Source organism: Klebsiella scottii (genome assembly GCF_036561945.1).
In the GTDB taxonomy this organism is placed as follows: domain Bacteria; phylum Pseudomonadota; class Gammaproteobacteria; order Enterobacterales; family Enterobacteriaceae; genus Klebsiella; species Klebsiella scottii.
The window spans coordinates 1,662,900-1,683,456 of record NZ_JARXNI010000020.1; the positions used below are offsets into that span (position 1 = coordinate 1,662,900).

A 20,557-nucleotide genomic window follows, 5' to 3' on the forward strand; every position below is an offset into this window, starting at 1 on the left:
GCGGCCTCGCCATGCGCCTGGGCTCATTTTCAGCGCTACTATCCGCTTAATGAGCCGGGCGCGTGCGGCAGAAACTTATCTTAATGCGCGCTGATACCGCTCCGGATACCGAACCTTGAGTGAGAGGGAATTCTTTATGAGTGTGCCGCAAACAAAATCTGAATTACTTAGCGCTATTGATAAAAACTTCGATAAATTAATGGGCTATCTCCATGCAATACCGGCAGAACTTACTGCGGATAACGCAATGGATGGTCACGCCAAAGGCAGCCAGATGAGCGTTCGGGACCTGGTTTCGTATCTGCTGGGATGGAATGCTCTGGTTGTAAAGTGGATCGTTTCTGACGCCAAAGGGCTGGCTGTCGATTTTCCGGAGGCTGGCTATAAATGGAATCAGCTTGGTCTTCTGGCGCAAAAGTTTTACGCAGACTACAGGGGATTAAGCTATAGCGCACTAATCGCTGAGCTGCAGAGGGTAAAAAATGAAATAACGCAGCTGATTGATGAGCGCAGCGATGAAATTTTGTATGGCAAACCCTGGTACACAAAATGGACAATGGGACGAATGATCTCATTTAACACATCGTCCCCTTATGCTAACGCGTGCGCACGATTAAGAAAGTGGGCGAAAGAGAATAATATCAGCTTAAAGTAAACGTCTGCGTGAAATAAGCATGGATTAATCATCTTCATGCGCCGGTATTCCGGGTCTGCCAGACCCGTCGCCGGTTTTCTTAATGACAAGCGCCGGCGGCGGTTAAGCCGGAACGCCGGCGATAACGTCATAAATACGCTCCGTGACGCCCGTCCCCTCTCCCGTCATCCCCTCTGAAAGTCTGCGCTAGCGGCCTGTTAGTCATTTCATTCAAATCTGCCGCGCCCGGCCGCCAAAAACCAGCGTATTCCACAGACCCGGAGACGATTTACCAGATATCTGTCTGAAGAATTGATATAGAGCGGGCGATTAAAAATTTAAAACTATTAACAATCAATTAACATTAGCAGGCGAACATTTTTTCTGAGGGAAATAATAATATGTCTACCACCCACGTTCTGGGGGATGCGCCCTTTGCTTCCGCAGGACAACCCCACTCCAGCTTAACCAGCCGTATCGATGCGCTGCCCGCCTCCTTCGGCCTGTGGTCATTTATCACCCTGCTGGCGCTCGGTGGTTTCTTCGAGCTGTACGATCTTTTTCAGACCGGATACATCAGCACCGGCCTGCTGGCAGAGAATATTTTTCATGTCGGCGAGCAGGGAGTTTTCGGCATATCGGATCAGGCCGCCTTCGCCTCGGCGACCTTTTTCGGCTTGTTTATCGGCGCCAGCCTTCTCGCGCCGCTGGCGGATAAGCTCGGCCGCCGCCTGACCTTTATGTTTGCGCTTGCCTGGTACGGCGTATTCTCGCTGTTGATGGCCTTTCAGAGCAGCGCGGAGGGGGTTATTTTCTTCCGCTTCCTCGTTGGCATTGGCCTCGGCATTGAGCTGGTCACCATCGACACCTACCTGAGCGAATGGGTTCCGACCCATCTGCGTAACAAAGCCTTCGCCTTTGCCTTCTTCATTCAGTTTCTCTCGGTGCCCGCCGTCGCCTTGATGTCATGGATGCTGGTGCCCATCACCCTGTTCGGCCTGAGCGGCTGGCGCTGGGTCATTATCTTCGGCGCGCTGTGCTCGCTGGTTATCTGGGTCATCCGCAAGAAGCTGCCGGAATCGGCCCGCTGGCTGGAGGTTAAAGGCCGCAACGACGATGCGCACGCGGTGATGTGTGAGATGGAGCAACGCTGCGGTATTGCCCCCTCGCCGCAGCACCTTACGCAGCCCGGGACCACCAAAACGCAGACCGGCACCTTTAAAGAGATTTGGGCGCCGGAATATCGCCGACGCACCATCATGCTGATGGTAATGAACTTCTTCCAGGCTATCGGCTTCTTTGGCTTCGGAAACTGGCTGCCGGCGCTGCTGTCAGGCCAGGGCACCAGCATTACCCATAGCCTGCTGTACGCCTTTTTCATTACCCTCGCCTATCCGATTGGCTGCCTGTTCTGCACCCGCTTTGTTCACCGCTTTGAGAACAAATGGCAAATCGTACTCTCCGCGCTGATGACGGTGGTGTTCGGCACCCTGTTCGCACTACAAAATAGTCCGGTGATGCTGGTTATCTGCGGGTTTATGATCACCTGGTCCAACGCCTGGCTCACCATCAGCTATCACGCCTATCAGGCCGAGGTTTTCCCGACCCATATTCGCGCCCGCGCGGTAGGCTTCTGCTACTCGTTCAGCCGCCTGTCGACGGCAATCACCAGCATCCTGATCGGCATCATTCTGCAATACGCCGGTGCGCCGGGAGTGATCGGCTTTATCGTGGTCAGCATGCTGATGGTGATGCTCTCGGTCGGTATTTTCGGGCCGAAAACTCGCGGCATCAGCCTGGAAAAAATCTAACCTCACGCCGCGTCGCCGGATCTCTCCCGGCGGCGACGGCAGAGCCTGTGTCCTGATTTATAAAATCCCTCCGTCACCAATATAATAAAAACCCCACATTCACTGACCTGATAAATATCAATGGCAAAACGGATAATCAGCGCTATTTATTGATCGCTATTTTTTCGCGTGCTATAGATGTCCAATGAATTATTTATGGCTCAAGCCCGATGCTTAAAAAAACAAACCTCATTGTACAATTACTGGTTACGCTATTAATAGCTTGCTCGGCTCAGGCAGTCGGCGCGAAGATTGAATTACCTGATGCTGTAAAAACCATCGCCAGTTCGCAGTATTTCTCCACCGGTTATAACGGCTTTATCGCGCATAAAAGCGCCGGGGAGCAGGCGCTAGTAATGGTTGTCTCATCTCCGGACGCTACGAAGAAGCTGCTTGATATCGCCCGTTTCCCGTCAACCACCCTGGCAGGCAGGCTGTATGCCGCCTGTGGTTTAAAACAGCAAGAATATAGCGACATGGATAGCATCTTCACGCCGTTCTTTCATTTTACCGTTTCGGTGCTGCGGGGCGATGTGCTGACGGAAGAGTCGTTCCAGGATCTTTATAGCAGAATAACCGCCTACGGCTGTCATTAATTACGCAACGGTTCCGCGATGATGTTAATTAACGCCCCAACCTCTTCGGAGCGCTAATTCATACATTATATTCTGCTAAAGAATTAGCCAAATATCGCCTGCGCATCGGCAAAGCATTTTTCCGCCAGCGACGACACCGGCTCTTTATTGCGCATAATCAGCGCCAGCATCGAATCTACCTCCGTTTCGGCAATCGGGATAATCTCCAGATTGTCGCTCAGCTCCTCCAGGCCATTATTGAGCGGCATAATGGCGCAGCAGATCCCCGCCTGTACCGCCTGGATTATCTGAAAGGTAGAGTCGCTTTCAAAAACGTATTTCGGCGTTAGCCCTTTCGCTTTAAAGCTCATCTCGATCGATTCGCGGTAGTACATCCCTTTGGTGAGGAAACCGAGCGGCAGAGAAGCCAGGTTTTCCCAATCGGGCGTCCCCTGCGCGAAGCAAAAATGCCGCTTATCGTGCAGCAGCCCCATCCGCGTCGCCGGCAGCCACTGCACGTTAAACAGCTGGCTATCGACGTGGTGCAGGTAGCAGATCCCCAGGTCGAGCTGATTACGGCTCACGCCATCGATAATCTGCTCCGAGGTCAGCGACAGCAGGCTAAACTGCAGCTCGGGATACTTCTCCGTCAGGGGCTTAATCAGCTGCATCGGATTGAGGCTGGCCAGCGGCACCATGCCGACCCGCAGCTGGCCCACCATTTGCCCGCGGCAAATGGCCGCCTCCGCTTCCAGCCCGTCGTGGGCGGCAAGCAGCGCCCGCGCCCACGCCAGAATGCGTTCGCCTTCGGGGGTAAACCCCTCGAAGCGCTGTCCCCGCTGGATCAGCACGAGGTTCAGCTCCTCTTCCAGGCTGCGAATGCGCATGGATAGCGTCGGCTGGGTGATATGACAGGCCGCCGCGGCCTGGCCAAAATGGCGGGTTCGATCGAGGGCGATCAGATACTTGAGCTGTTTAATATCCATTATTGATTCACTCTATTTGCGCCCGCGCCTGAAGGCGCGCTAACGCGATACAGAGCGCTATTGTAGCCCAAATATGTTAGCCAAATGTTATTTTAAGACCGGAAGATGTTCGCCGCGGTGTCGCCAAACCTGACGCCGCGCTGATGGGGCCTCGTCGCCAGCGCTCGCCGGCGACGAAGTGCGGAAGGTATTAGCGCATACCCGCAAGCGGCAGGATCTCTTTCGAGCGCAGCGTCAGGCGAATCGGCACCGATTTGTAGGACGGCGTGCCGCTCTCTTGATCAAGATAGTTTAGCGGAACCAGGACGTTAGCCTCCGGGTAATAGGCGCCCACGGTGCCCGGCGCAATGCTGTAGGCCACCACCGTAATGTTCTCAAGCCGCTGGTGGCTGTCCGGCAGCGCAGTACTGATATCAACCCGGTCGCCGTGCTCCAGCCCCATATTTTCCATGTCCTGCTCGTTCATAAACAGCACGTCGCGGCGGCCGAAGACTCCGCGATAGCGGTCATCGAGGGCATAAATCGTGGTGTTGTACTGATCGTGGCTGCGCAGCGTCACCAGGCGCATAACGTCCTCTCCGTCCACCTGCACGTTTTCATGAACGCCGTCGAAAACCGAGAACATCGCTTTACCCGTTGGCGTCGGCCAGATACGCTCGGTCGGCGGCAGCGGCATGCGGAAACCGCCCGGATGACGAATGCGCTGATTGTAGTTTTCAAAGCCGGGAACGGTGCGTTCAATCAGCTCGCGGATGCGATCGTAGTTTGCCACCAGCGCCAGCCAGTCAACTTTGCTGTTCGCCAGCGTCGCCATCGCCATCCCGGCCACAATGGCCGGTTCGGAACGCAGCTGCGCCGAGGCCGGCTTCAGCTTGCCCGACGACGCGTGAACCATCGACATCGAATCCTCAACGGTAATCGACTGACGGCCGCTTTCCTGCAGGTCGAGCTCGGTGCGTCCGAGACAGGGCAGAATATAGGTCTCTTTGGCCATCAGCAGGTGCGAGCGGTTGAGCTTGGTGCCAACGTGTACGCTCAGCTCCAGCCTCTGCATCGCCGGGAAGGCCCGCTGATGATCGGGCATGGCGACGGCAAAATTGCCGCCCAGACAGAGCAGCACCTTCGATTTCCCCTCAATCATCGCCTCCAGCGCTTTCACCGCGTCGTGCCCATGCGCCTGCGGCGGAACAAAGCCGAACTCTCGCTGCAGGTTGGCGAGGAAGCTGGCGCTCGGCTTTTCGGTAATGCCGACGGTACGGTTGCCCTGCACGTTGGAGTGCCCGCGCAGCGGACAGATCCCGGCCCCCGGCTTGCCGATATTGCCGCGCATCAGCAGCAGGTCGGCGATCAGGCGGACGTTTGAGGTGCCCTTGTTATGCTGGGTGATCCCCATGCCGTAGGTGACGATGGTGGCGTTGGATTTGGCATAGGCCGCGGCAACGCGCTGCAGGTCGTCGCGGGTCAGACCCGACTCACGTTCGATATCGTGCCAGCTGGTCAGGCGCAAATCCTGGGCAAAGGCCGGAAAGTTCTGCGTATGTTCGGCAATAAATGCGCTGTCGAGGACATTATCCAGATCGTCATCCATCTGCAGCAGCGCTTTGGCAATCCCCTTCAGCGCCGCGGCATCGCCGCCGGCCTTGACCTGGAAATAGGTCGAGGCAATGTTGGTTGAACTATAGGTCGCCATTTCGATCACGTTCTGCGGGTCGGCAAAACGCTCCAGCGCCCTCTCCTTTAGCGGATTGAGGACAATAATCGGCACGCCGCGCCGGGACAGTTCATGCAGGGTTCCCATCATCCGCGGGTGGTTGGTTCCCGGGTTGTGGCCGATGGAAATGACCAGCTCGGTTTTGTCAAAATCATCCAGCGAAACCGTCCCTTTCCCAATGCCAATGGACTGCGGCAGCCCAACGCTGGTTGCCTCGTGGCACATATTGGAACAGTCCGGGAAGTTGTTGGTGCCCAGCTCGCGGGCATACAGCTGGAACAGCCAGGCGGCTTCGTTGGAGGCGCGTCCGGAGGTGTAAAATTCAACCTCATCCGGCTGCATGCGGCTGACAATCTCGCCGATCCGCGCAAAGGCGCGGTCCCAGGAGACCGGACGCAGCGTGTCGCTGGCGCGATCGTAGACCAGCGGTTCGGTTAAGCGACCGTAGCCCTCCAGCTCAAAATCGCTTTTCGCGAGCAGCGAACTTACCGTATTGGCCGCCAGAAATTCGGCGGTGACGCGCTTGCTGGTCGCTTCCCAGGTCACCGCCTTGGCGCCATTCTCGCAAAACTGGAAGGTCGATTTGTGTTCTTTATCCGGCCATGCGCAGCCCGGGCAGTCAAAACCGTCCGGCTGATTGGTGCGCAGCAGCGTCGCGGGGGCATCAAGGGCATCCATCTGGGTGCGAACGGCGATGGCGGTGGCTTTCAATGCGCCCCAGCCGCCGGCCGGGCCGTCATAGGGATGAACCCCCGGCACTGCGCGTCTTTTCTTGTTCATGCTAACTCCTGAATGCACCGTCGATATGCAGGTAAATGCGTGCGTCAGATAGCCTTATCAGAGCGATCGGCACTATTTTTATGGCCGCTCGCCGACGTGGGCTGATACCCGACGCCGGCGAGGGTTTTGTTAACGAAAGAATAACAATCAGGACCGAAGCTGTATAATCAATGTTATCTATCACGCATTAGATTTAACTTATTTAACATTAGCAGCCTGCGGTGGATCAGGTCAGATTGTAGTACCGGTCGGGCTGAACTTTTTCCGGCAGCGGATGCTGGCCGGTCATGTCCAGCAGATTGCGCTCGATGGTATTGCACATCGCGTTGAGCGGCAGATCGTTGGCGGCGACGCCGAACGGGTCCTCCAGCTCTTCCGCCAGCGAATCCCATGACAAAAAGGTGTAGGAGATAAAGACCGAGACAAATGGCGTCATGTAGTGCAGATCGCCAACCAGCGCAAAAGGCAGCAGCGTGCAAAACAGATAGACGGTACGTTGTAAAATAAGGGTGTAGGCAAAAGGCACCGGCGTCGTCGCTAAACGTTCGCAGCCGCCCAGCACGTGCGCCAGCTCATCGAGCTTATTATCCATCAGGCCGTAGGTGATATCGCTGATCTTCCCCGCTTCGCGCAGCTGGCCTAACTCATGCCCCACCAGCAGTAGAATCCGGTTAGTTGGCATCGAGCTGGCGATAATTTCCGTCACCACATCGCGCGGCAGCAGACGATAAAGATCGGCGCTGGGATCGGTTTTACGCAGCTGGTGCTTCAGGCTCCAGCTAAAGGCAATCAGGTAGCTGGCTATTTTTTTATGCGTTTCTGCGGCGGCGGGCAGAATATTTTTTAGCTGGCGCATAAGCGTGCGCTCGGCAATTAATACCGTTCCCCACAGGTTACGCGCCTCGACAAAGCGGTTGTAGCTGGCGCTGTTGCGAAAGCCGAGAAAAATCGCGATAGCGATCCCCAGCAGGCTAAACGGGGCGACGGTTAAATGGATCCCCAGCTGCTCGTACCACTGATAGCTAATAATCGCGATAATCGACATCAGCACATTGAGCAGCAGGCGAAAGACGATTTTTGACAGCACCGAGCCATGCCAGTCAAACAGACGGAGAAACCAGTGTTGTTCTGGTCGGATAATCATTGTATTACTTCCTGATGAACGCCATTGGGCATGGCTTAATATTATCTATTACGCCATTGGCTTATTTTATTGAGCACCAACACGACAATGCGTTAATTATTTACCACTAATAAGCGATGGATTAATGGCCCGCTAATTATGGTCCCTTTTTATTTGTCCGGCAATATGCGGAACCGCGCTCCCCGCAGTAATAAAGCGGCAGAGCTAATTACCGCTCTATTAACAGGGTTAATTATCAGCACGCCGTGGAGCGGGCCGGCGGGTTACAAAACGCCGCCGTTCATCCGGCGCATCGCGCAGTGCCAGGCGCCGTTACGCACCGAGGCGCGCAGCACGCGGGCAATGCCGTGCACCGCCAGCCGCGTGGACTGCCGCTGCAGGCGGCTCATCCTGAGGGAGAGCATCTCCTGCGCCCAGGGCGGCAGAAGATCGACCCCCGCGCGCATCATCAGCCGGCCAACGGGCTGGCTCAGCTTCCCTGGCAGGCGGGTGGCAAACAGCACCCGGGCGACCTCCTGAGTGCGTTCGTCGCAGCGCAGGCGCGGACGCATATCCTGCAAATACTCCGCCACCTGCCGCGGCGTGACGGGAATATCCCGCGCGCCGAGGCGGCGGGCAATCTCTCCGGCCTCCGCGAAATACTGCTCCTGGCGCGCTTCGCTCACCACGGTTCGCCGGTAGCGCAAATGCGAGGCCATAAAGCTGCTGCACTCGGCAACGTGTATCCAGGTTAGCAGCGCCGGATCGCTGGCTTCGTACGGCGTGCCGTCCCGATCCCGCCCGCTCACCCGCAGATGAATATCCTTTATCTTCGCGATCAGCCGCTCGGCATCCGCGGCGGTGCCAAAGGTGGTCGCAGAAATGAACTGGCTGGTGCGCCGCAGGCGGCCAAATATGTCTTCGCGGAAGTTAGAGTGATCCCAGACGCCGGCCAGCGCCAGCGGGTGGAGCATCTGCAGAAGCAGCGCGCTGATACCGCCGCAGAGCATAGAGGTAAAATCGCCGTGCACCGGCCAGATAGCCGAGCGTGGGCCAAACAGCCCCGGTTCGCCGGGCGGGTGTTCAAAATCAATCTCTTTCAGCGCCATGCCGGTTAAACCCAATACCTGCGCTTCAATCATGCCGCGTATGCTGGTCATTACTGTGCCTGTTCCTTTGCGTAACAGACAAAACATACCATTATTTAACGCCGGACTCATTTGCCGGCAGCGGCTTTCAGGCAAAATACGTTGTGCCCGCAGGTCGCGGGCACGCTGTGGCGGGAAGCGCGTTTACGGATTGAGCTGATATTCCAGGCTCACTTCGGCATTGAGCACCTGCGAAACCGGGCAGCCCGCTTTCGCTTTGTGAATGATGCTTTCGAACGCCGCATCGGCAATACCCGGCAGGACGATCTGACTCTGGAGCGCCACTTTGGTAATGGCGAAGCCGCCGGCGGATTTATCGAGGGTCACAACGGCGACCGTATCAATCGAGGTTGGCGTATACCCTTCTTCACCCAGCATCAGCGATAGCGCCATTGAGAAGCAGGCCGCGTGGGCCGCGCCGATAAGCTCTTCCGGGTTAGTGCCCTTGACGCCTTCAAAGCGGGTGTTGAAGCCATAAGGTTGCTGGTTCAGCGCCCCGCTCTCCGTTGAGACGGTTCCTTTACCGCTTTTCAGATCCCCTTCCCAGTGCGCTTGACCTTTCTTATGAATTGCCATGGATTCGCTCCTTTTTTGACGTTAAAGGATTAAGTATAGGAGCGGATGGCGGATTCGGCCTGCGTCATTTACCTCCCGTCGTCATTTTGCCCCACGATCCGGCGCCGATATTCTTACTCATATTGACGCCGGTTACCCCAAAGCCGCTGGCCTCGTACAGGCGGCGGGCGCGCGCGTTATCTCCGGCGACCCGCAGCTTTATCTGCACAAACCCCTGCTGCCTGAGATCGTTTTCCAGCGCCGCCATCGCCTGTTTGCCCAGCCCCTTCCCCTGACTCGCGGCGTGAATATAAAAGTCGCAAATAAAGGCGGAGCGCATTTTGGCGTCCGGCTTGTACCACAGGTAGCCAACGTGCTGCTCTGCATCCCCGACGCGTTCAATCAGGCAGAGTAACACCTGGCCCGGCGTGCTCGCGCCGTCGGGGAGACTCTCGGCGATCTCCTGCTGCGCCTGAGCCCGGGCGTCCTGAGCTGAAAGACCATAGTTCTCAGCAATTTCGGCGGCGTAATCAGGGATAAAGTAGGCGAGCCAGGCCGCATAGTCGGCCTCCTGCATCGTTCTGAATATCATCATCGTTCCATTCCTTTAGTGAAAAATGCTAGCCGTTCGCAGGCTGCGCCAGACGCTGCTGAATGTCGTCGAGAAACAGCGGCAGCGCGCTGGGCTGGTAGTCGCGCGAGAGATAGAGACCGAAAACGCTCAGCGGCTTCGGCGTCCAGCCGGGCAGTATCTGCTTCAGCGCCCCGCCGCTCAGCGCGCGCTGCGCCTCAAGCTCGGGGAGCATCGCGATGCCGCAGCCGGCCACCGCGGCCTCCAGCAGCAGGGAGGAGATCCCGGCGCTTAAATTTCCCGATACCGCCACCGCCGCGCTCTCCCCTTCAGGCGAGATAAACTGCCAGGTCTGGGTGGCGAAATGGCTGTAATGCAGGCAGTTGTGCCGGCTCAGGTCGTCAGGCGTCTGCGGCTGTCCGTTCAGCTGCAGCCAGCGCGGCGAGGCGCAGAGCACCGATCGGCAGACCCCCAGCCGGCGGGCGATGGCTCCCGGCTCCGGGTTATCGGTGATGCGGATTGCCACGTCGATGCGTTCGCCGATCAGGCTGACCGGATGGTTGTTGATATCCAGCTCAAGCCGCAGCTGCGGATAGCGGGCAAGAAAATCCGGCAGCAGCGGGGAAATGAGCTGCATGGCGGTAAAGTGGGCGCAGGCCACCCGCAGCGTACCGCTGGGCACCGCCCGCTCGGTCTGCCCGGCAATTTCGTCCGACAGCTGCGTCAGGCTGCGGGTTTTTTGCAGCACCTTCTCCCCGGCGGCGGTAAGCGTTAGCCGGCGCGTAGAGCGGTGGATCAGGCGGCTGCCGGCCCAGTGCTCCATCTGCTCAAGATAGCGGCTGACCATCGGCCGCGACATGCCCAGCGCCCGCGCCGCGGCGCTGAGGCTGCCCAGCTCGCAAATGCGGATATATACCCTGGCGGCGATAATGCGATCCATACGTCGTTTCCATCTGCACGATTTATGAAACTCAGCATCTCTTTTTTCAGGAATTTTCGCAAATCGGGAAATGCGTAAAATAGCGTTATTCACCCGACATTGAGAAAACAATCATGAAACTATCGACTCTTGCCATCGCCACTGCCCTGTTCAGCAGCGCCGCCTTCGCCGCACCGCTGCAGCTGCAAACCTACAACCCGCAGGATAAAGGGATTTTCGCCGTCAACTCAACGCTGGCGTCCGGCCCCCACGAAGCGGTGCTGTTTGACGCCCAGTTCAGCGTCAAGGACGGCGAGAAGCTGGTTGAGATGATCCGCAAAAACGGCAAGAAGCTGAGCCGGATTGTGATCACCTCCGGCGACCCGGATTTCTACTTCGGCCTTGAGCCGCTGGTTAAAGCCTTCCCGCAGGCAAAAATTGTCGCGACGCAGGAAGTGGTTAATCACATTAACGCCACTAAAGCCGCGAAGCTGGCCTACTGGGGTCCGCAGATGAAAGACGGCGCCCCGCAGCAGGTCTATGCTCCGCAGGTCATTGAAGCCAGCACCTTTACCATCGACGGCGAGAAGGTCGAAATCCGCGAGCCGAACGGCTACGCCGCCTTCGTGTGGATCCCGGGTAACAAGGCCATTCTGGGCGGTACCGGCGTCGCCTGGAATATGCACGTCTGGACCGCCGATACCCAGACCGCTGAAAGCCGCCTGCAGTGGCGCAAAACCCTCGACGATATGGCCGCGCTGCATCCGCAGCAGGTAATTCCGGGGCACTATCTCGGCACGCCGCCGGCAGGCGACCGCGCGATCCTCTTTACCCGCGACTATCTGCAGCAGTTTGAGCAGGCGCTGAAGAACCATAAGGATTCAGCCGGCGTGATTAAAGAGATGAAGCAGCACTGGCCGAAACTTGCGGAAGAGAGCTCGCTGGAGCTTAGCGCTAAGGTAAACACCGGCGAGATGAAGTGGTAAGCGCAGACTGTTCCTAATCCGCGAACATGAGGTTGCCATTGGTGAAAATATAGCCCACCATAGATAGCGCGGTTCGGTTAACGGGCCGCCGTTAGGGTTATATTTCGTCCGGTTTCGCCGGGCTTGTCCTTGAAACAGAAGTGGATTAAGGAGTAAGAATGAAATCGAACCATCAGGCACGTCATCTTCTCGGTCTGAACTATAAGCTGTCCCAGCAGAAAAAAGTGGTGCTGGACGGCGATGTGGAAACCACCATCAACCACGCGCATGCCACCGGCCGCAAACGCCGCGCCGGCTAATTTCTCGACTGAGTGATGATAAAAACACCGTCCTTTTGCCAGGATGGTGTTTTTTTAGCACTATCTCCCCTCTTTAACAGCAACTGCTCTATACTCTGCCCGCTGCATTCCATGCCAGCCCGCCCGTCTATCGCCGCGCCGGGCCTGATGCGATTATCAAGGAGTTAGTGCGATGCAATTCACCCATAAAAAAAACCGTTCCCTGTACATCCCCTACGCGGGTCCCGTCCTGCTTGAGTTTCCGCTACTTAACAAAGGTAGCGCCTTCAGCATCGAAGAGCGCAGCAGCTTCAACCTGCTGGGCCTGCTGCCGGAAGTGGTCGAAACCATCGAAGAGCAGGCCGAGCGCGCGTGGATCCAGTATCAGGGATTCAAAACCGAGATCGACAAGCACATTTACCTGCGTAATATTCAGGACACCAACGAAACGCTCTTTTATCGCCTGATTGGCAACCATCTTGAAGAGATGATGCCGGTCATCTATACCCCGACGGTCGGCGCCGCCTGCGAACGTTTCTCCGAGATCTATCGCCGCGCCCGTGGCGTATTTATCTCCTACCAGAACCGACATAACCTCGACGATATCCTGCAAAACGTGCCTAACCACAACGTTAAGGTGATCGTGGTCACCGACGGTGAGCGTATCCTGGGCCTTGGCGATCAGGGCATCGGCGGAATGGGTATCCCTATCGGGAAGCTGTCGCTGTACACCACCTGCGGCGGGATCAGCCCGGCCTACACGCTGCCCGTGGTGCTGGACGTCGGAACCAACAATCAGCAGCTGCTCGACGATCCGCTGTATATGGGCTGGCGTCACCCGCGTATCACCGATGACGAGTACTATCAGTTCGTTGATGACGTTATCCAGGCCATTAAGCATCGCTGGCCGGACGTGCTGCTGCAGTTTGAAGACTTTGCGCAGAAGAACGCCATGCCGCTGCTTAACCGCTACCGGAATGAAATCTGCTCGTTCAACGATGATATCCAGGGCACCGCTTCGGTCACCGTGGGTACGCTGATCGCCGCCAGCCGCGGTGCCGGCAGCCAGCTGAGCGAACAGAAAATTGTCTTCCTCGGCGCCGGTTCCGCCGGCTGCGGTATCGCCGAGCAGATCGTCGCCCAGATCCAGCGTGAAGGCCTAAGTGAAGAGGCCGCGCGCCAGCGCGTCTTTATGGTCGATCGCTTCGGTCTGCTCACCGACGCGATGCCGAACCTGCTGCCGTTCCAGAGCAAGCTGGTGCAGAAGCGGGAAAACCTGCAGCAGTGGGATACCACCAGCGACGTTCTCTCTCTGCTGGACGTCGTGCGCAACGTCAAGCCCAATATTTTGATCGGCGTTTCCGGCCAGCCGGGGCTGTTCACCGAAGAAATTATTCGCGAGATGCATAAGCACTGCCCGCGGCCGATCGTGATGCCGCTGTCGAACCCCACTTCCCGGGTGGAAGCGACGCCGCAGAACATTCTTAGCTGGACCGACGGCGAAGCGCTGGTCGCCACCGGCAGCCCGTTTGCGCCGGTGACGCTGAAAGGCAAGCAGTACGTGATCGCCCAGTGCAATAACTCCTATATCTTCCCCGGAATTGGTCTCGGGGTCATCGCCTCCGGCGCCTCGCGGGTCACCGAGGATATGCTGATGGCCGCCAGCGAAACGTTGGCGAAGCACTCCCCGCTGGTGAACAACGGCGAAGGCCCGGTGCTGCCGGAGCTGAAGGATATTCAGACCGTGTCGCGCGCTATCGCCTTTGCGGTTGGTAAAGTCGCTCAGGAACAGGGCGTGGCGGTGAAAACCTCCGCTGAGGCGTTGCTGCAGTCGATCAGCGATAACTTCTGGCAGCCGGAGTATCGCAACTACCGTCGGACGTCGATTTAATCGCGATTGGTCTCGACAAGCGACACGCCATCTGGATAACGGCGAACGCGGCGGGCCTCTACGGGGCCCGCTTTTTTGCCCCGCATCCCTCCTGGATTTAGCCGCTAGCTAAATCGACGTTCTCCTTCTACACTGCCTGCACCTGTCAACTAACTGAATAAAAAAGGAGGACCCCATGCTGTACTGTGAAATGTTTATTTTTTCACATACATTTGGCGATCGTACCCCCTCAAGCGTTATCGGTATCGTGCTGCGATAACTTTAGCTTGAGCGAAGAAACCAAACCTTAATTCCCTTCCCTCGGGCTTACCGGGTTATCGTCAGCGATGTTTGACGAGGCATTCTCATGCCTGTAACTCTTGAGTAAGTCACAATGAGCACACTCTTAACCGCACAATCTCTGTACGTTGAAACGGCATTTGGCCCGTTATTCAACGATCTCTCCTTCACCCTCAAAAAAGGCGACCGCATCGGCCTGATGGGCTATAACGGCTGCGGGAAAAGCACCTTGCTGCAGGTACTCGACGGTACGCTTACGCCCAATTCCGGCCGCGTGGCGCTGGCTAACCACTGCCTGCTGGCCCGCGTGGAGCAGCATCTGCCGGAGGCGGTATTAGCGCAATCGCTGGTGCAGGCGGTACTGGCTCGCCTCCCCGCTGCGGGTCGCGAAAACCATCGCTGGCAGGCGGAGCGCCTGCTGGCCGAAATGGGCTTTGACGCCGCCAGCTTCGGGCAGCAGGCGGCCAACCTCAGCGGCGGCCAGCATACCCGGCTGCTGCTGGCGCGGGCCCTGATTCAGCAGCCCGATCTGCTGCTGCTTGATGAACCCGGCAACCATCTCGACCTGCCAACCCTGCTGTGGCTGGAAAGCTTCCTGCAAACCTGGCAGGGGAGCTTCGTCGTGGTGTCGCACGACAATTTCTTACTGGATGCTGTAACTAATGCCAGTTGGATCCTGCGCGACAGCAGCCTGCACGCCTTCTCTCTCCCCTGCAGCGCGGCTCGCCGGGCGCTGCAGGAGCAGGATGAAAGCGACGCCCTGCGCCATAAGGCCGAGCAAAAGGAGATCGACCGCGTCGCCGCCAGCGCCAGGCGGTTAGCTACCTGGGGGCAGGTCTATGACAACGAAGATCTCTCGCGCAAAGCCAAACAGATGGAAAAACAGGTGCTGCGTCTCAAGGAGAGTCAAACCAGCGTGACCGCCGGGACGCCGTGGCGGCTGGCGCTGCATGGCGACGCGGTGCAGGCCGACCGTCTGCTGGAAATGGAACGACTACCGGTCCCGCCGGCGCCGGGGCTGCCCGCCCTGTTCACCACCGGGCTGGCGCGGCTGAAAAGCGGCGATCGGGTCGCAATAATGGGCCGCAACGGCGGCGGAAAATCGTCGCTGCTGCGCCTGCTGTGGCGGCAACTGCAGCAGGCGGCACCGGACGCCGGGCTACGTCTGCACCCCCGCCTCAGCCCGGGTTACTATGATCAGACGCTGCATCAGCTGGCCGATAGCCACAGCCTGCTGGAGGCGCTTGAAGCCTTTGCGCCGGCCCCGGAGGCGCGTAAGCGCGCGCTGATTTCCGCCGGCTTCGGCTGGGCCCGTCACGGGCAGAAGGTCAGCACCCTGAGCGGAGGCGAACGCTCCCGGCTGCTGTTTGTCGGGCTGTCGCTGGCGCGCTATAGCCTGCTGCTGTTAGATGAGCCCACCAACCATCTTGATATGGAAGGCAAAGAGGCGCTGGCGGCTACGCTGCGGGACTATCCCGGCGGCCTGCTGCTGGTCAGCCATGACCGTCAGCTGATCGCCCGAAGCTGTAACCGCTTCTGGCTGATCGACGACCAGGGCCTCAGCGAATGGCACGACGTCGACGAGGTCTATGCGCGGCTGCAGAATGTTACCGGCCAGTGCGAACGGCCAGCGCAGGTGCCGGCGGCGGCAACGCCCGCAGAGGACGGCGATGCGCTGCTGGAACGGCTGATTAGCCTGGAACAGCGCCTGGCTGAAGATCTTGCGCGTAAGCCGAAGCATCAGAAACCGCAGCAGCAGGCGCAGTGGCGTAAGGAGATCGCAGAAATTAATGCCCGACTGAGTTAAAACCAAACCAGCCCGGCTCGCGGCGTCAAGCCTGAGCCGGGCTTCGTTTAGCCGGTTACTGCGGCTTTTTCGCTTTCCAGGCATCCCATGCCTGTTTAATTTCCTGTTTCGCCGTCTCGGCATCGTTAAAGCCGTTCAGCTCCACCTTTTTACGGCCATCCGGCAGCTGCTTATAAACCCGGAAGAAGGCCTGCAAACGCTCCTGCTCCATTTTCGGCAGATCGCTGATGCTTTTAATATCGTCATAAGTCGGATCAATTTTGCTGGCCGGCACGGCGATGATTTTATCGTCCTTCTCACCGCCATCGATCATCTTCAGCACGCCAATCGCCCGCAGCTTAATCAAGGTTCCGGGCGCCATCGGCGCGCGGGTATAGAACACCACATCAAGCGGATCGCCATCACCGGCCAGCGACTGGGTCAGCGAGCCGTAGTTGGCCGGATAAGTCACCGGCATCGACTGGAAACGATCGGCGATGATAAACCCGGTTTTGGCGTCAGTTTCATATTTGATAATGCCGCCGGCGGGAATTTCGGTGACCGCGTAAAACTCCTCCGGATTGTTTTCCGGCTGCGGGAAATCCAGCACGTTATCGGCCTGAGCGGCGGCGGAGAAGAGCAGCGTTGCGGCGATGATGTTTTTTACCAGATGCATTGGGTTATCACTCTGTTGTTATAAGAAATTGTCCAATAACAGCCTGCCGGTAAGCAATGAAAGGAATATGACCGATTCATGGCATAAATATTAACAGCTATAATATTGAGCAAAAAACGTTCTTTTAGCCACGACGCCTGATTTAAACCACACTTTTCACTACAAAACTTGCATTTAACGGCACAACAGTTAATCCTTAATGAGTATTATTCACAAAGAACACGACGTGATTTGTCACTAATATCAAGGAGAAAACATGAGAGCTGCCGTTGTCACTCACGATCATCAGGTCAATGTAACGGAAAAAACGCTGCGTCCCCTGCAACATGGCGAAGCGCTGCTGAAAATGGACTGCTGTGGCGTCTGCCACACCGACCTGCACGTCAAAAACGGCGATTTTGGTGATAAAACCGGCGTTATCCTCGGGCATGAGGGCGTCGGCGTGGTTCTGCAGGTCGGTCCCGGCGTAAATTCACTGAAACCCGGCGATCGCGCCAGCGTGGCATGGTTCTTTGAAGGCTGCGGCCACTGTGATTACTGTAACAGCGGCAACGAAACGCTCTGCCGCTCGGTAAAAAACGCCGGCTATACCGTTGACGGCGGCATGGCGGAAGAGTGTATCGTCACCGCCAACTATGCGGTAAAAGTCCCGGATGGCCTCGACTCCGCGGCCGCCAGCAGCATCACCTGCGCCGGCGTAACGACCTACAAAGCGGTGAAAGTCTCCCACGTCAAGCCGGGCCAGTGGATCGCGATTTACGGCCTTGGCGGCCTGGGCAATCTGGCGCTGCAGTATGCGAAAAACGTCTTCAATGCCAAAGTTATCGCCATCGACGTCAACGATGAGCAGCTGAAGCTGGCCGCAGAGATGGGCGCCGACCTGACCGTCAACTCCCGCAGCGAAGACGCGGCGAAGGTTATTCAGGAGAAGACCGGCGGCGCCCATGCCGCCGTGGTGACCGCCGTCGCGAAGGCCGCGTTCAACTCTGCCGTCGACGCCGTGCGCGCCGGTGGCCGCGTGGTGGCCGTTGGCCTGCCGCCGGAAGCCATGAGCCTCGACATTCCGCGTCTGGTGCTGGACGGTATCGAAGTGGTGGGTTCGCTGGTGGGTACCCGTCAGGATCTGATTGAGGCCTTCCAGTTTGCCGCCGAAGGGAAAGTGGTGCCAAAAGTGACGCTGCGCCCGCTGGGCGATATCAACGCCATCTTTAAAGAGATGGAACAGGGGCAGATCCGCGGCCGTATGGTTATCGACTTCCGTCGCTGATCTTTGCGCCTCTTCCGAATCAGGGAGAGGCGTCTGCTCAGGCTATACGCACGGCCCGGTCGCGCATCCGTACATCATGTACAGCGGAAATAGCGGCACCAGCGGGATCAGCGCGATGGTTCCGAGGGTAGAAAGAGTTTGCGTCCGATCGTTGATCGACACCACCACCGGGCTGGAGAGTCGCCAGGACTCTTCAAGCTCGTTCGGATTCCCTGCCGTCCAGTAGCCGGAAGCTTTAAACAACACGCCGAGATGTTCACTATCCAGCGCCGTCGCTTTATATTCATTGGTTAATATCGTCTGCTGCGCTGCGTCCAGTTTACGCTTATCAATCACCACCAGATATTCCGCCACCACCTCATGTTGCTTAACCGCAAAGTTTACCCGCACGCCCGCGGCGACTTTATTAAAACGCTGGTAGAAGGTGTTATAGCGCTGATACTCCTGCGGGACGCCGTCCCGATAAAACCGATAGGTGTATTTATTGGACACCGCAATAATACCGGCCGAGATCGGCTTAACTTTCGTTATGGTATCGGTCGGCGGTAAATTCGGCGCCGCGGTGCAGCCGGTCAATAACACCACCGCCAGCCCCAGTAAATATTTCAGCATTACCCTTTTCCCGTTTAGCGACATTCATTTGTCGGCCATTAATTTATCAACCTTAAGTATCATCTCAATCTTTTTATCAAATTATGAGATTAGTGCCAGCCGAAAAAAATAAAATTAACCCGGCACCAAGGCGGCCAGGAGAGAATTCCCTAAGTAAGTGACTGCCGTCAACGCAGGCGCAGTTTGAATTATCCCAGGTATTAATGCTTTTTATGCACATGCTTAGCGCAAATGCTTCGTTCCTTTGTCAATAACCGCGCCGGATGATGACAACACAATAGATAACAAAGGAATTCACCATGCAAAGCCGTTTTCGTCTGCCCGCGCTGGCAGCACTTTTTTTATCAGGCGCCTTTTCAGCCTGGGCCGCCGATACGCCGGTTAAAGGCGGCACCTTAATTTATCTTGAGCAGCAGCCGCATACCAACCTTTATCCGCCCGCCGGGGGCTTCTATCCTAACGGCGGGATCCTCAACCAGATCACCGATAAGCTGACCTGGCAGAACCCCAAAACCTTAGAGGTTGAGCCGTGGATTGCCGAAAGCTGGAGCACTAACGCCGACAAAACCGAATATACGTTCAGGCTACGCCCCGGCGTCACCTTCTCCGACGGCACTCCGCTGGACGCCAACGCGGTTGCCAAAAACTTTGATACCTACGGGCTGGGGAATAAGGCCCACCGCCTGCCGGTCTCAGAGGTGATAAACAACTACGATCGTAGCGAGGTCATCGACCCGCTGACGGTAAAGTTCTATTTCAAAAAAACCTCCCCCGGCTTCCTGCAGGGCACGGCGACCATCGGCTCCGGGCTGGTGTCGCTTAGCACGCTGCAGCGCAACTTCGAAGAGCTCGGCGACGCGCGCAATATTATCGGCTCCGGCCCGTTCAGCGTTAAAGATGAAAAACCGGGCCGCGAGCTGACGCTGGTTGCCCGCAAAGATTACCGGTGGGGGCCAAAAAACCTGCCGCAGCAGGGGCCGGCGAACCTCGACGGTATTACCTTTATCGTCACCCCGGAAGATAGCGTGCGCATCGGCGCGCTGCTGGCGGGCCAGGCCGACTTTATCCGCCAGGTTCAGGCCTACGATGAAAAGCAGGCCACCGACCAGGGCTTTACGATCTACGCCGCGCCGACTCGCGGAGTGAACGATAGCCTCAGCTTCCGTCCGGATAACCCGCTGGTTTCCGATCTGCGCGTTCGCCAGGCGCTGCTGCATGCCACTAACGCGAAGCAGGTCGTCGATACCCTGTTTTCCGCCAACTACCCGCAGGCCACGTCGGCCATCGCCAGCTCGGCGGCGGGTTATGTCAACCTCAGCGACAGGCTAACCTTCGACCCGGCGAAGGCCAACGCCCTGCTGGACGAAGCGGGCTGGAAAACGGCCGCCGACGGTATTCGGGCCAAAGATGGCCAGCGGCTGGCGCTAACGGTCTATGAATCGCTGCCGCAGCCGCAAAATAAAGAGGTGCTGCAGCTGGTTGCTCAACAGTGGCGGCAGGTCGGCGTGGCGCTCAGCGTCAAGGCCGGAGACGCCGGCAGCCGGACCCTCGATAACCTCGATCCGCTTAAAACTCCGCTCACCGTTTCCGAGGTCGGTCGCGCCGACCCGGACGTGGTGAAAAGCATGTTCTTCCCGGGCAACCGCGATGCTCTGCTGCAAAAAGGCGGCTCCAGCGACAAGGTGCAGAGCTTCCGCGACGATAAGCTCAACGCCCTGCTCACCGCCATCTCTGCCGAAGTTGATGCGCAGAAGCGCCTGCAGCTCACCGGCGACGCCCAGCGCTATCTGCTGGATAACGCCTATGTGATCCCTATTTTTGAGGAGCCGCAGGTCTTTGCCGGAGCGAAATGGGTGAAAGGCGTCAGTTTTGAAGCGGTTGGCCGCCCGTCGTTCTACGGCGCGTGGCTCGAAAAGCATTAAGGAGCCGA

At 57.5% G+C, this 20,557-nt stretch carries 18 protein-coding genes; 9 read left to right on the plus strand and 9 right to left on the minus strand.

All coding sequences use genetic code 11. The features are described from left to right. Positions 1 to 136: 136 nt before the first annotated feature. The 3 genes from QFI97_RS15490 to QFI97_RS15500 all read left to right on the plus strand — a co-directional run bounded on the left by QFI97_RS15490 (position 137) and on the right by QFI97_RS15500 (position 3,080). The gene (locus tag QFI97_RS15490; protein WP_095097749.1) at positions 137 to 655 is read left to right on the plus strand and encodes a ClbS/DfsB family four-helix bundle protein; all 519 of its coding nucleotides are present in this window, start codon (positions 137 to 139) and stop codon (positions 653 to 655) included. A gap of 380 nt (positions 656 to 1,035) precedes the next feature. Then, positions 1,036 to 2,445 (plus strand): MFS transporter, encoded by a 1,410-nt coding sequence (locus tag QFI97_RS15495; protein ID WP_346431521.1) that lies wholly within the window; start codon positions 1,036 to 1,038, stop codon positions 2,443 to 2,445. 209 nt (positions 2,446 to 2,654) lie between these two features. Next, a complete protein-coding gene (locus QFI97_RS15500; protein WP_346431522.1) occupies positions 2,655 to 3,080 on the plus strand; it encodes a hypothetical protein in 426 nt (141 codons plus the stop codon). An 83-nt stretch (positions 3,081 to 3,163) separates the two neighbouring features. Here QFI97_RS15500 and QFI97_RS15505 read toward each other — a convergent pair whose 3' ends face one another. From QFI97_RS15505 to QFI97_RS15535, 7 genes are all read right to left on the minus strand, one after another. Then, positions 3,164 to 4,045 carry a LysR family transcriptional regulator gene (locus QFI97_RS15505; RefSeq protein WP_346431523.1) on the minus strand — a complete coding sequence of 294 codons (882 nt, stop codon included), beginning with the start codon at positions 4,043 to 4,045 and terminating at the stop codon, positions 3,164 to 3,166. Positions 4,046 to 4,235: 190 nt separating this feature from the next. Continuing rightward, positions 4,236 to 6,536, minus strand: a complete 2,301-nt coding sequence (locus tag QFI97_RS15510; protein ID WP_346431524.1) for an FdhF/YdeP family oxidoreductase — start codon at positions 6,534 to 6,536, stop codon at positions 4,236 to 4,238. A gap of 226 nt (positions 6,537 to 6,762) precedes the next feature. Next, the gene (locus QFI97_RS15515) at positions 6,763 to 7,680 is read right to left on the minus strand and encodes a bestrophin family protein (RefSeq protein ID WP_095097737.1); all 918 of its coding nucleotides are present in this window, start codon (positions 7,678 to 7,680) and stop codon (positions 6,763 to 6,765) included. Between the two features lie 263 nt (positions 7,681 to 7,943). Continuing rightward, positions 7,944 to 8,819, minus strand: a complete 876-nt coding sequence (locus QFI97_RS15520; protein ID WP_346431525.1) for an oxygenase MpaB family protein — start codon at positions 8,817 to 8,819, stop codon at positions 7,944 to 7,946. 132 nt (positions 8,820 to 8,951) lie between these two features. Further along, positions 8,952 to 9,383 (minus strand): OsmC family protein, encoded by a 432-nt coding sequence (locus QFI97_RS15525; RefSeq protein WP_095097732.1) that lies wholly within the window; start codon positions 9,381 to 9,383, stop codon positions 8,952 to 8,954. A gap of 64 nt (positions 9,384 to 9,447) precedes the next feature. Next, positions 9,448 to 9,957, minus strand: coding sequence for a GNAT family N-acetyltransferase (locus tag QFI97_RS15530; protein WP_346431526.1), 510 nt, complete (start codon positions 9,955 to 9,957; stop codon positions 9,448 to 9,450). A gap of 25 nt (positions 9,958 to 9,982) precedes the next feature. Further along, positions 9,983 to 10,873: a LysR family transcriptional regulator gene (locus QFI97_RS15535; protein WP_095097726.1), complete on the minus strand. Its 891-nt coding sequence runs from the start codon at positions 10,871 to 10,873 to the stop codon at positions 9,983 to 9,985. A 113-nt stretch (positions 10,874 to 10,986) separates the two neighbouring features. Here QFI97_RS15535 and QFI97_RS15540 point away from each other — a divergent pair, with 113 nt between their 5' ends. From QFI97_RS15540 to QFI97_RS15555, 4 genes are all read left to right on the plus strand, one after another. After that, positions 10,987 to 11,838, plus strand: coding sequence for a Vmh family MBL fold metallo-hydrolase (locus QFI97_RS15540; protein WP_346431527.1), 852 nt, complete (start codon positions 10,987 to 10,989; stop codon positions 11,836 to 11,838). Between the two features lie 158 nt (positions 11,839 to 11,996). Further along, positions 11,997 to 12,137, plus strand: coding sequence for a stationary-phase-induced ribosome-associated protein (gene sra / locus QFI97_RS15545; protein ID WP_004861775.1), 141 nt, complete (start codon positions 11,997 to 11,999; stop codon positions 12,135 to 12,137). 172 nt (positions 12,138 to 12,309) lie between these two features. After that, positions 12,310 to 14,007 carry an NAD-dependent malic enzyme gene (locus tag QFI97_RS15550; RefSeq protein WP_095097720.1) on the plus strand — a complete coding sequence of 566 codons (1,698 nt, stop codon included), beginning with the start codon at positions 12,310 to 12,312 and terminating at the stop codon, positions 14,005 to 14,007. A 373-nt stretch (positions 14,008 to 14,380) separates the two neighbouring features. Beyond that, entirely contained in the window at positions 14,381 to 16,093 is a 1,713-nt protein-coding gene (locus QFI97_RS15555) for an ABC-F family ATP-binding cassette domain-containing protein (protein ID WP_346431528.1), read from the plus strand. A gap of 55 nt (positions 16,094 to 16,148) precedes the next feature. On the opposite strand, the gene QFI97_RS15560 is transcribed toward QFI97_RS15555, so the two are convergent. Continuing rightward, positions 16,149 to 16,748, minus strand: a complete 600-nt coding sequence (locus tag QFI97_RS15560) for an inorganic diphosphatase (RefSeq protein ID WP_346431529.1) — start codon at positions 16,746 to 16,748, stop codon at positions 16,149 to 16,151. Between the two features lie 256 nt (positions 16,749 to 17,004). On the opposite strand from QFI97_RS15560, the gene adhP reads away from it, so the two are divergent. After that, on the plus strand, positions 17,005 to 18,015 hold the full coding sequence (gene adhP, locus QFI97_RS15565; RefSeq protein WP_346431530.1) for an alcohol dehydrogenase AdhP: 1,011 nt from the start codon (positions 17,005 to 17,007) through the stop codon (positions 18,013 to 18,015). 42 nt (positions 18,016 to 18,057) lie between these two features. On the opposite strand, the gene QFI97_RS15570 is transcribed toward adhP, so the two are convergent. Beyond that, on the minus strand, positions 18,058 to 18,627 hold the full coding sequence (locus QFI97_RS15570) for a hypothetical protein (protein WP_346431531.1): 570 nt from the start codon (positions 18,625 to 18,627) through the stop codon (positions 18,058 to 18,060). Positions 18,628 to 18,926: 299 nt separating this feature from the next. Between QFI97_RS15570 and QFI97_RS15575 the strand changes: the two genes are divergently transcribed. After that, entirely contained in the window at positions 18,927 to 20,549 is a 1,623-nt protein-coding gene (locus tag QFI97_RS15575) for a TIGR04028 family ABC transporter substrate-binding protein (protein WP_346431532.1), read from the plus strand. Positions 20,550 to 20,557: the final 8 nt, after the last annotated feature.

Bases quoted from the DNA above. Each gene is read 5' to 3' on its own strand.
- QFI97_RS15490 (WP_095097749.1), top strand. From the start codon at position 137: ATGAGTGTGCCGCAAACAAAATCTGAATTACTTAGCGCTATTGATAAA.
- QFI97_RS15495 (WP_346431521.1), top strand. From the start codon at position 1,036: ATGTCTACCACCCACGTTCTGGGGGATGCGCCCTTTGCTTCCGCAGGA.
- QFI97_RS15500 (WP_346431522.1), top strand. From the start codon at position 2,655: ATGCTTAAAAAAACAAACCTCATTGTACAATTACTGGTTACGCTATTA.
- QFI97_RS15505 (WP_346431523.1), bottom strand. From the start codon at position 4,045: ATGGATATTAAACAGCTCAAGTATCTGATCGCCCTCGATCGAACCCGC.
- QFI97_RS15510 (WP_346431524.1), bottom strand. From the start codon at position 6,536: ATGAACAAGAAAAGACGCGCAGTGCCGGGGGTTCATCCCTATGACGGC.
- QFI97_RS15515 (WP_095097737.1), bottom strand. From the start codon at position 7,680: ATGATTATCCGACCAGAACAACACTGGTTTCTCCGTCTGTTTGACTGG.
- QFI97_RS15520 (WP_346431525.1), bottom strand. From the start codon at position 8,819: ATGACCAGCATACGCGGCATGATTGAAGCGCAGGTATTGGGTTTAACC.
- QFI97_RS15525 (WP_095097732.1), bottom strand. From the start codon at position 9,383: ATGGCAATTCATAAGAAAGGTCAAGCGCACTGGGAAGGGGATCTGAAA.
- QFI97_RS15530 (WP_346431526.1), bottom strand. From the start codon at position 9,957: ATGATGATATTCAGAACGATGCAGGAGGCCGACTATGCGGCCTGGCTC.
- QFI97_RS15535 (WP_095097726.1), bottom strand. From the start codon at position 10,873: ATGGATCGCATTATCGCCGCCAGGGTATATATCCGCATTTGCGAGCTG.
- QFI97_RS15540 (WP_346431527.1), top strand. From the start codon at position 10,987: ATGAAACTATCGACTCTTGCCATCGCCACTGCCCTGTTCAGCAGCGCC.
- sra (WP_004861775.1), top strand. From the start codon at position 11,997: ATGAAATCGAACCATCAGGCACGTCATCTTCTCGGTCTGAACTATAAG.
- QFI97_RS15550 (WP_095097720.1), top strand. From the start codon at position 12,310: ATGCAATTCACCCATAAAAAAAACCGTTCCCTGTACATCCCCTACGCG.
- QFI97_RS15555 (WP_346431528.1), top strand. From the start codon at position 14,381: ATGAGCACACTCTTAACCGCACAATCTCTGTACGTTGAAACGGCATTT.
- QFI97_RS15560 (WP_346431529.1), bottom strand. From the start codon at position 16,748: ATGCATCTGGTAAAAAACATCATCGCCGCAACGCTGCTCTTCTCCGCC.
- adhP (WP_346431530.1), top strand. From the start codon at position 17,005: ATGAGAGCTGCCGTTGTCACTCACGATCATCAGGTCAATGTAACGGAA.
- QFI97_RS15570 (WP_346431531.1), bottom strand. From the start codon at position 18,627: ATGCTGAAATATTTACTGGGGCTGGCGGTGGTGTTATTGACCGGCTGC.
- QFI97_RS15575 (WP_346431532.1), top strand. From the start codon at position 18,927: ATGCAAAGCCGTTTTCGTCTGCCCGCGCTGGCAGCACTTTTTTTATCA.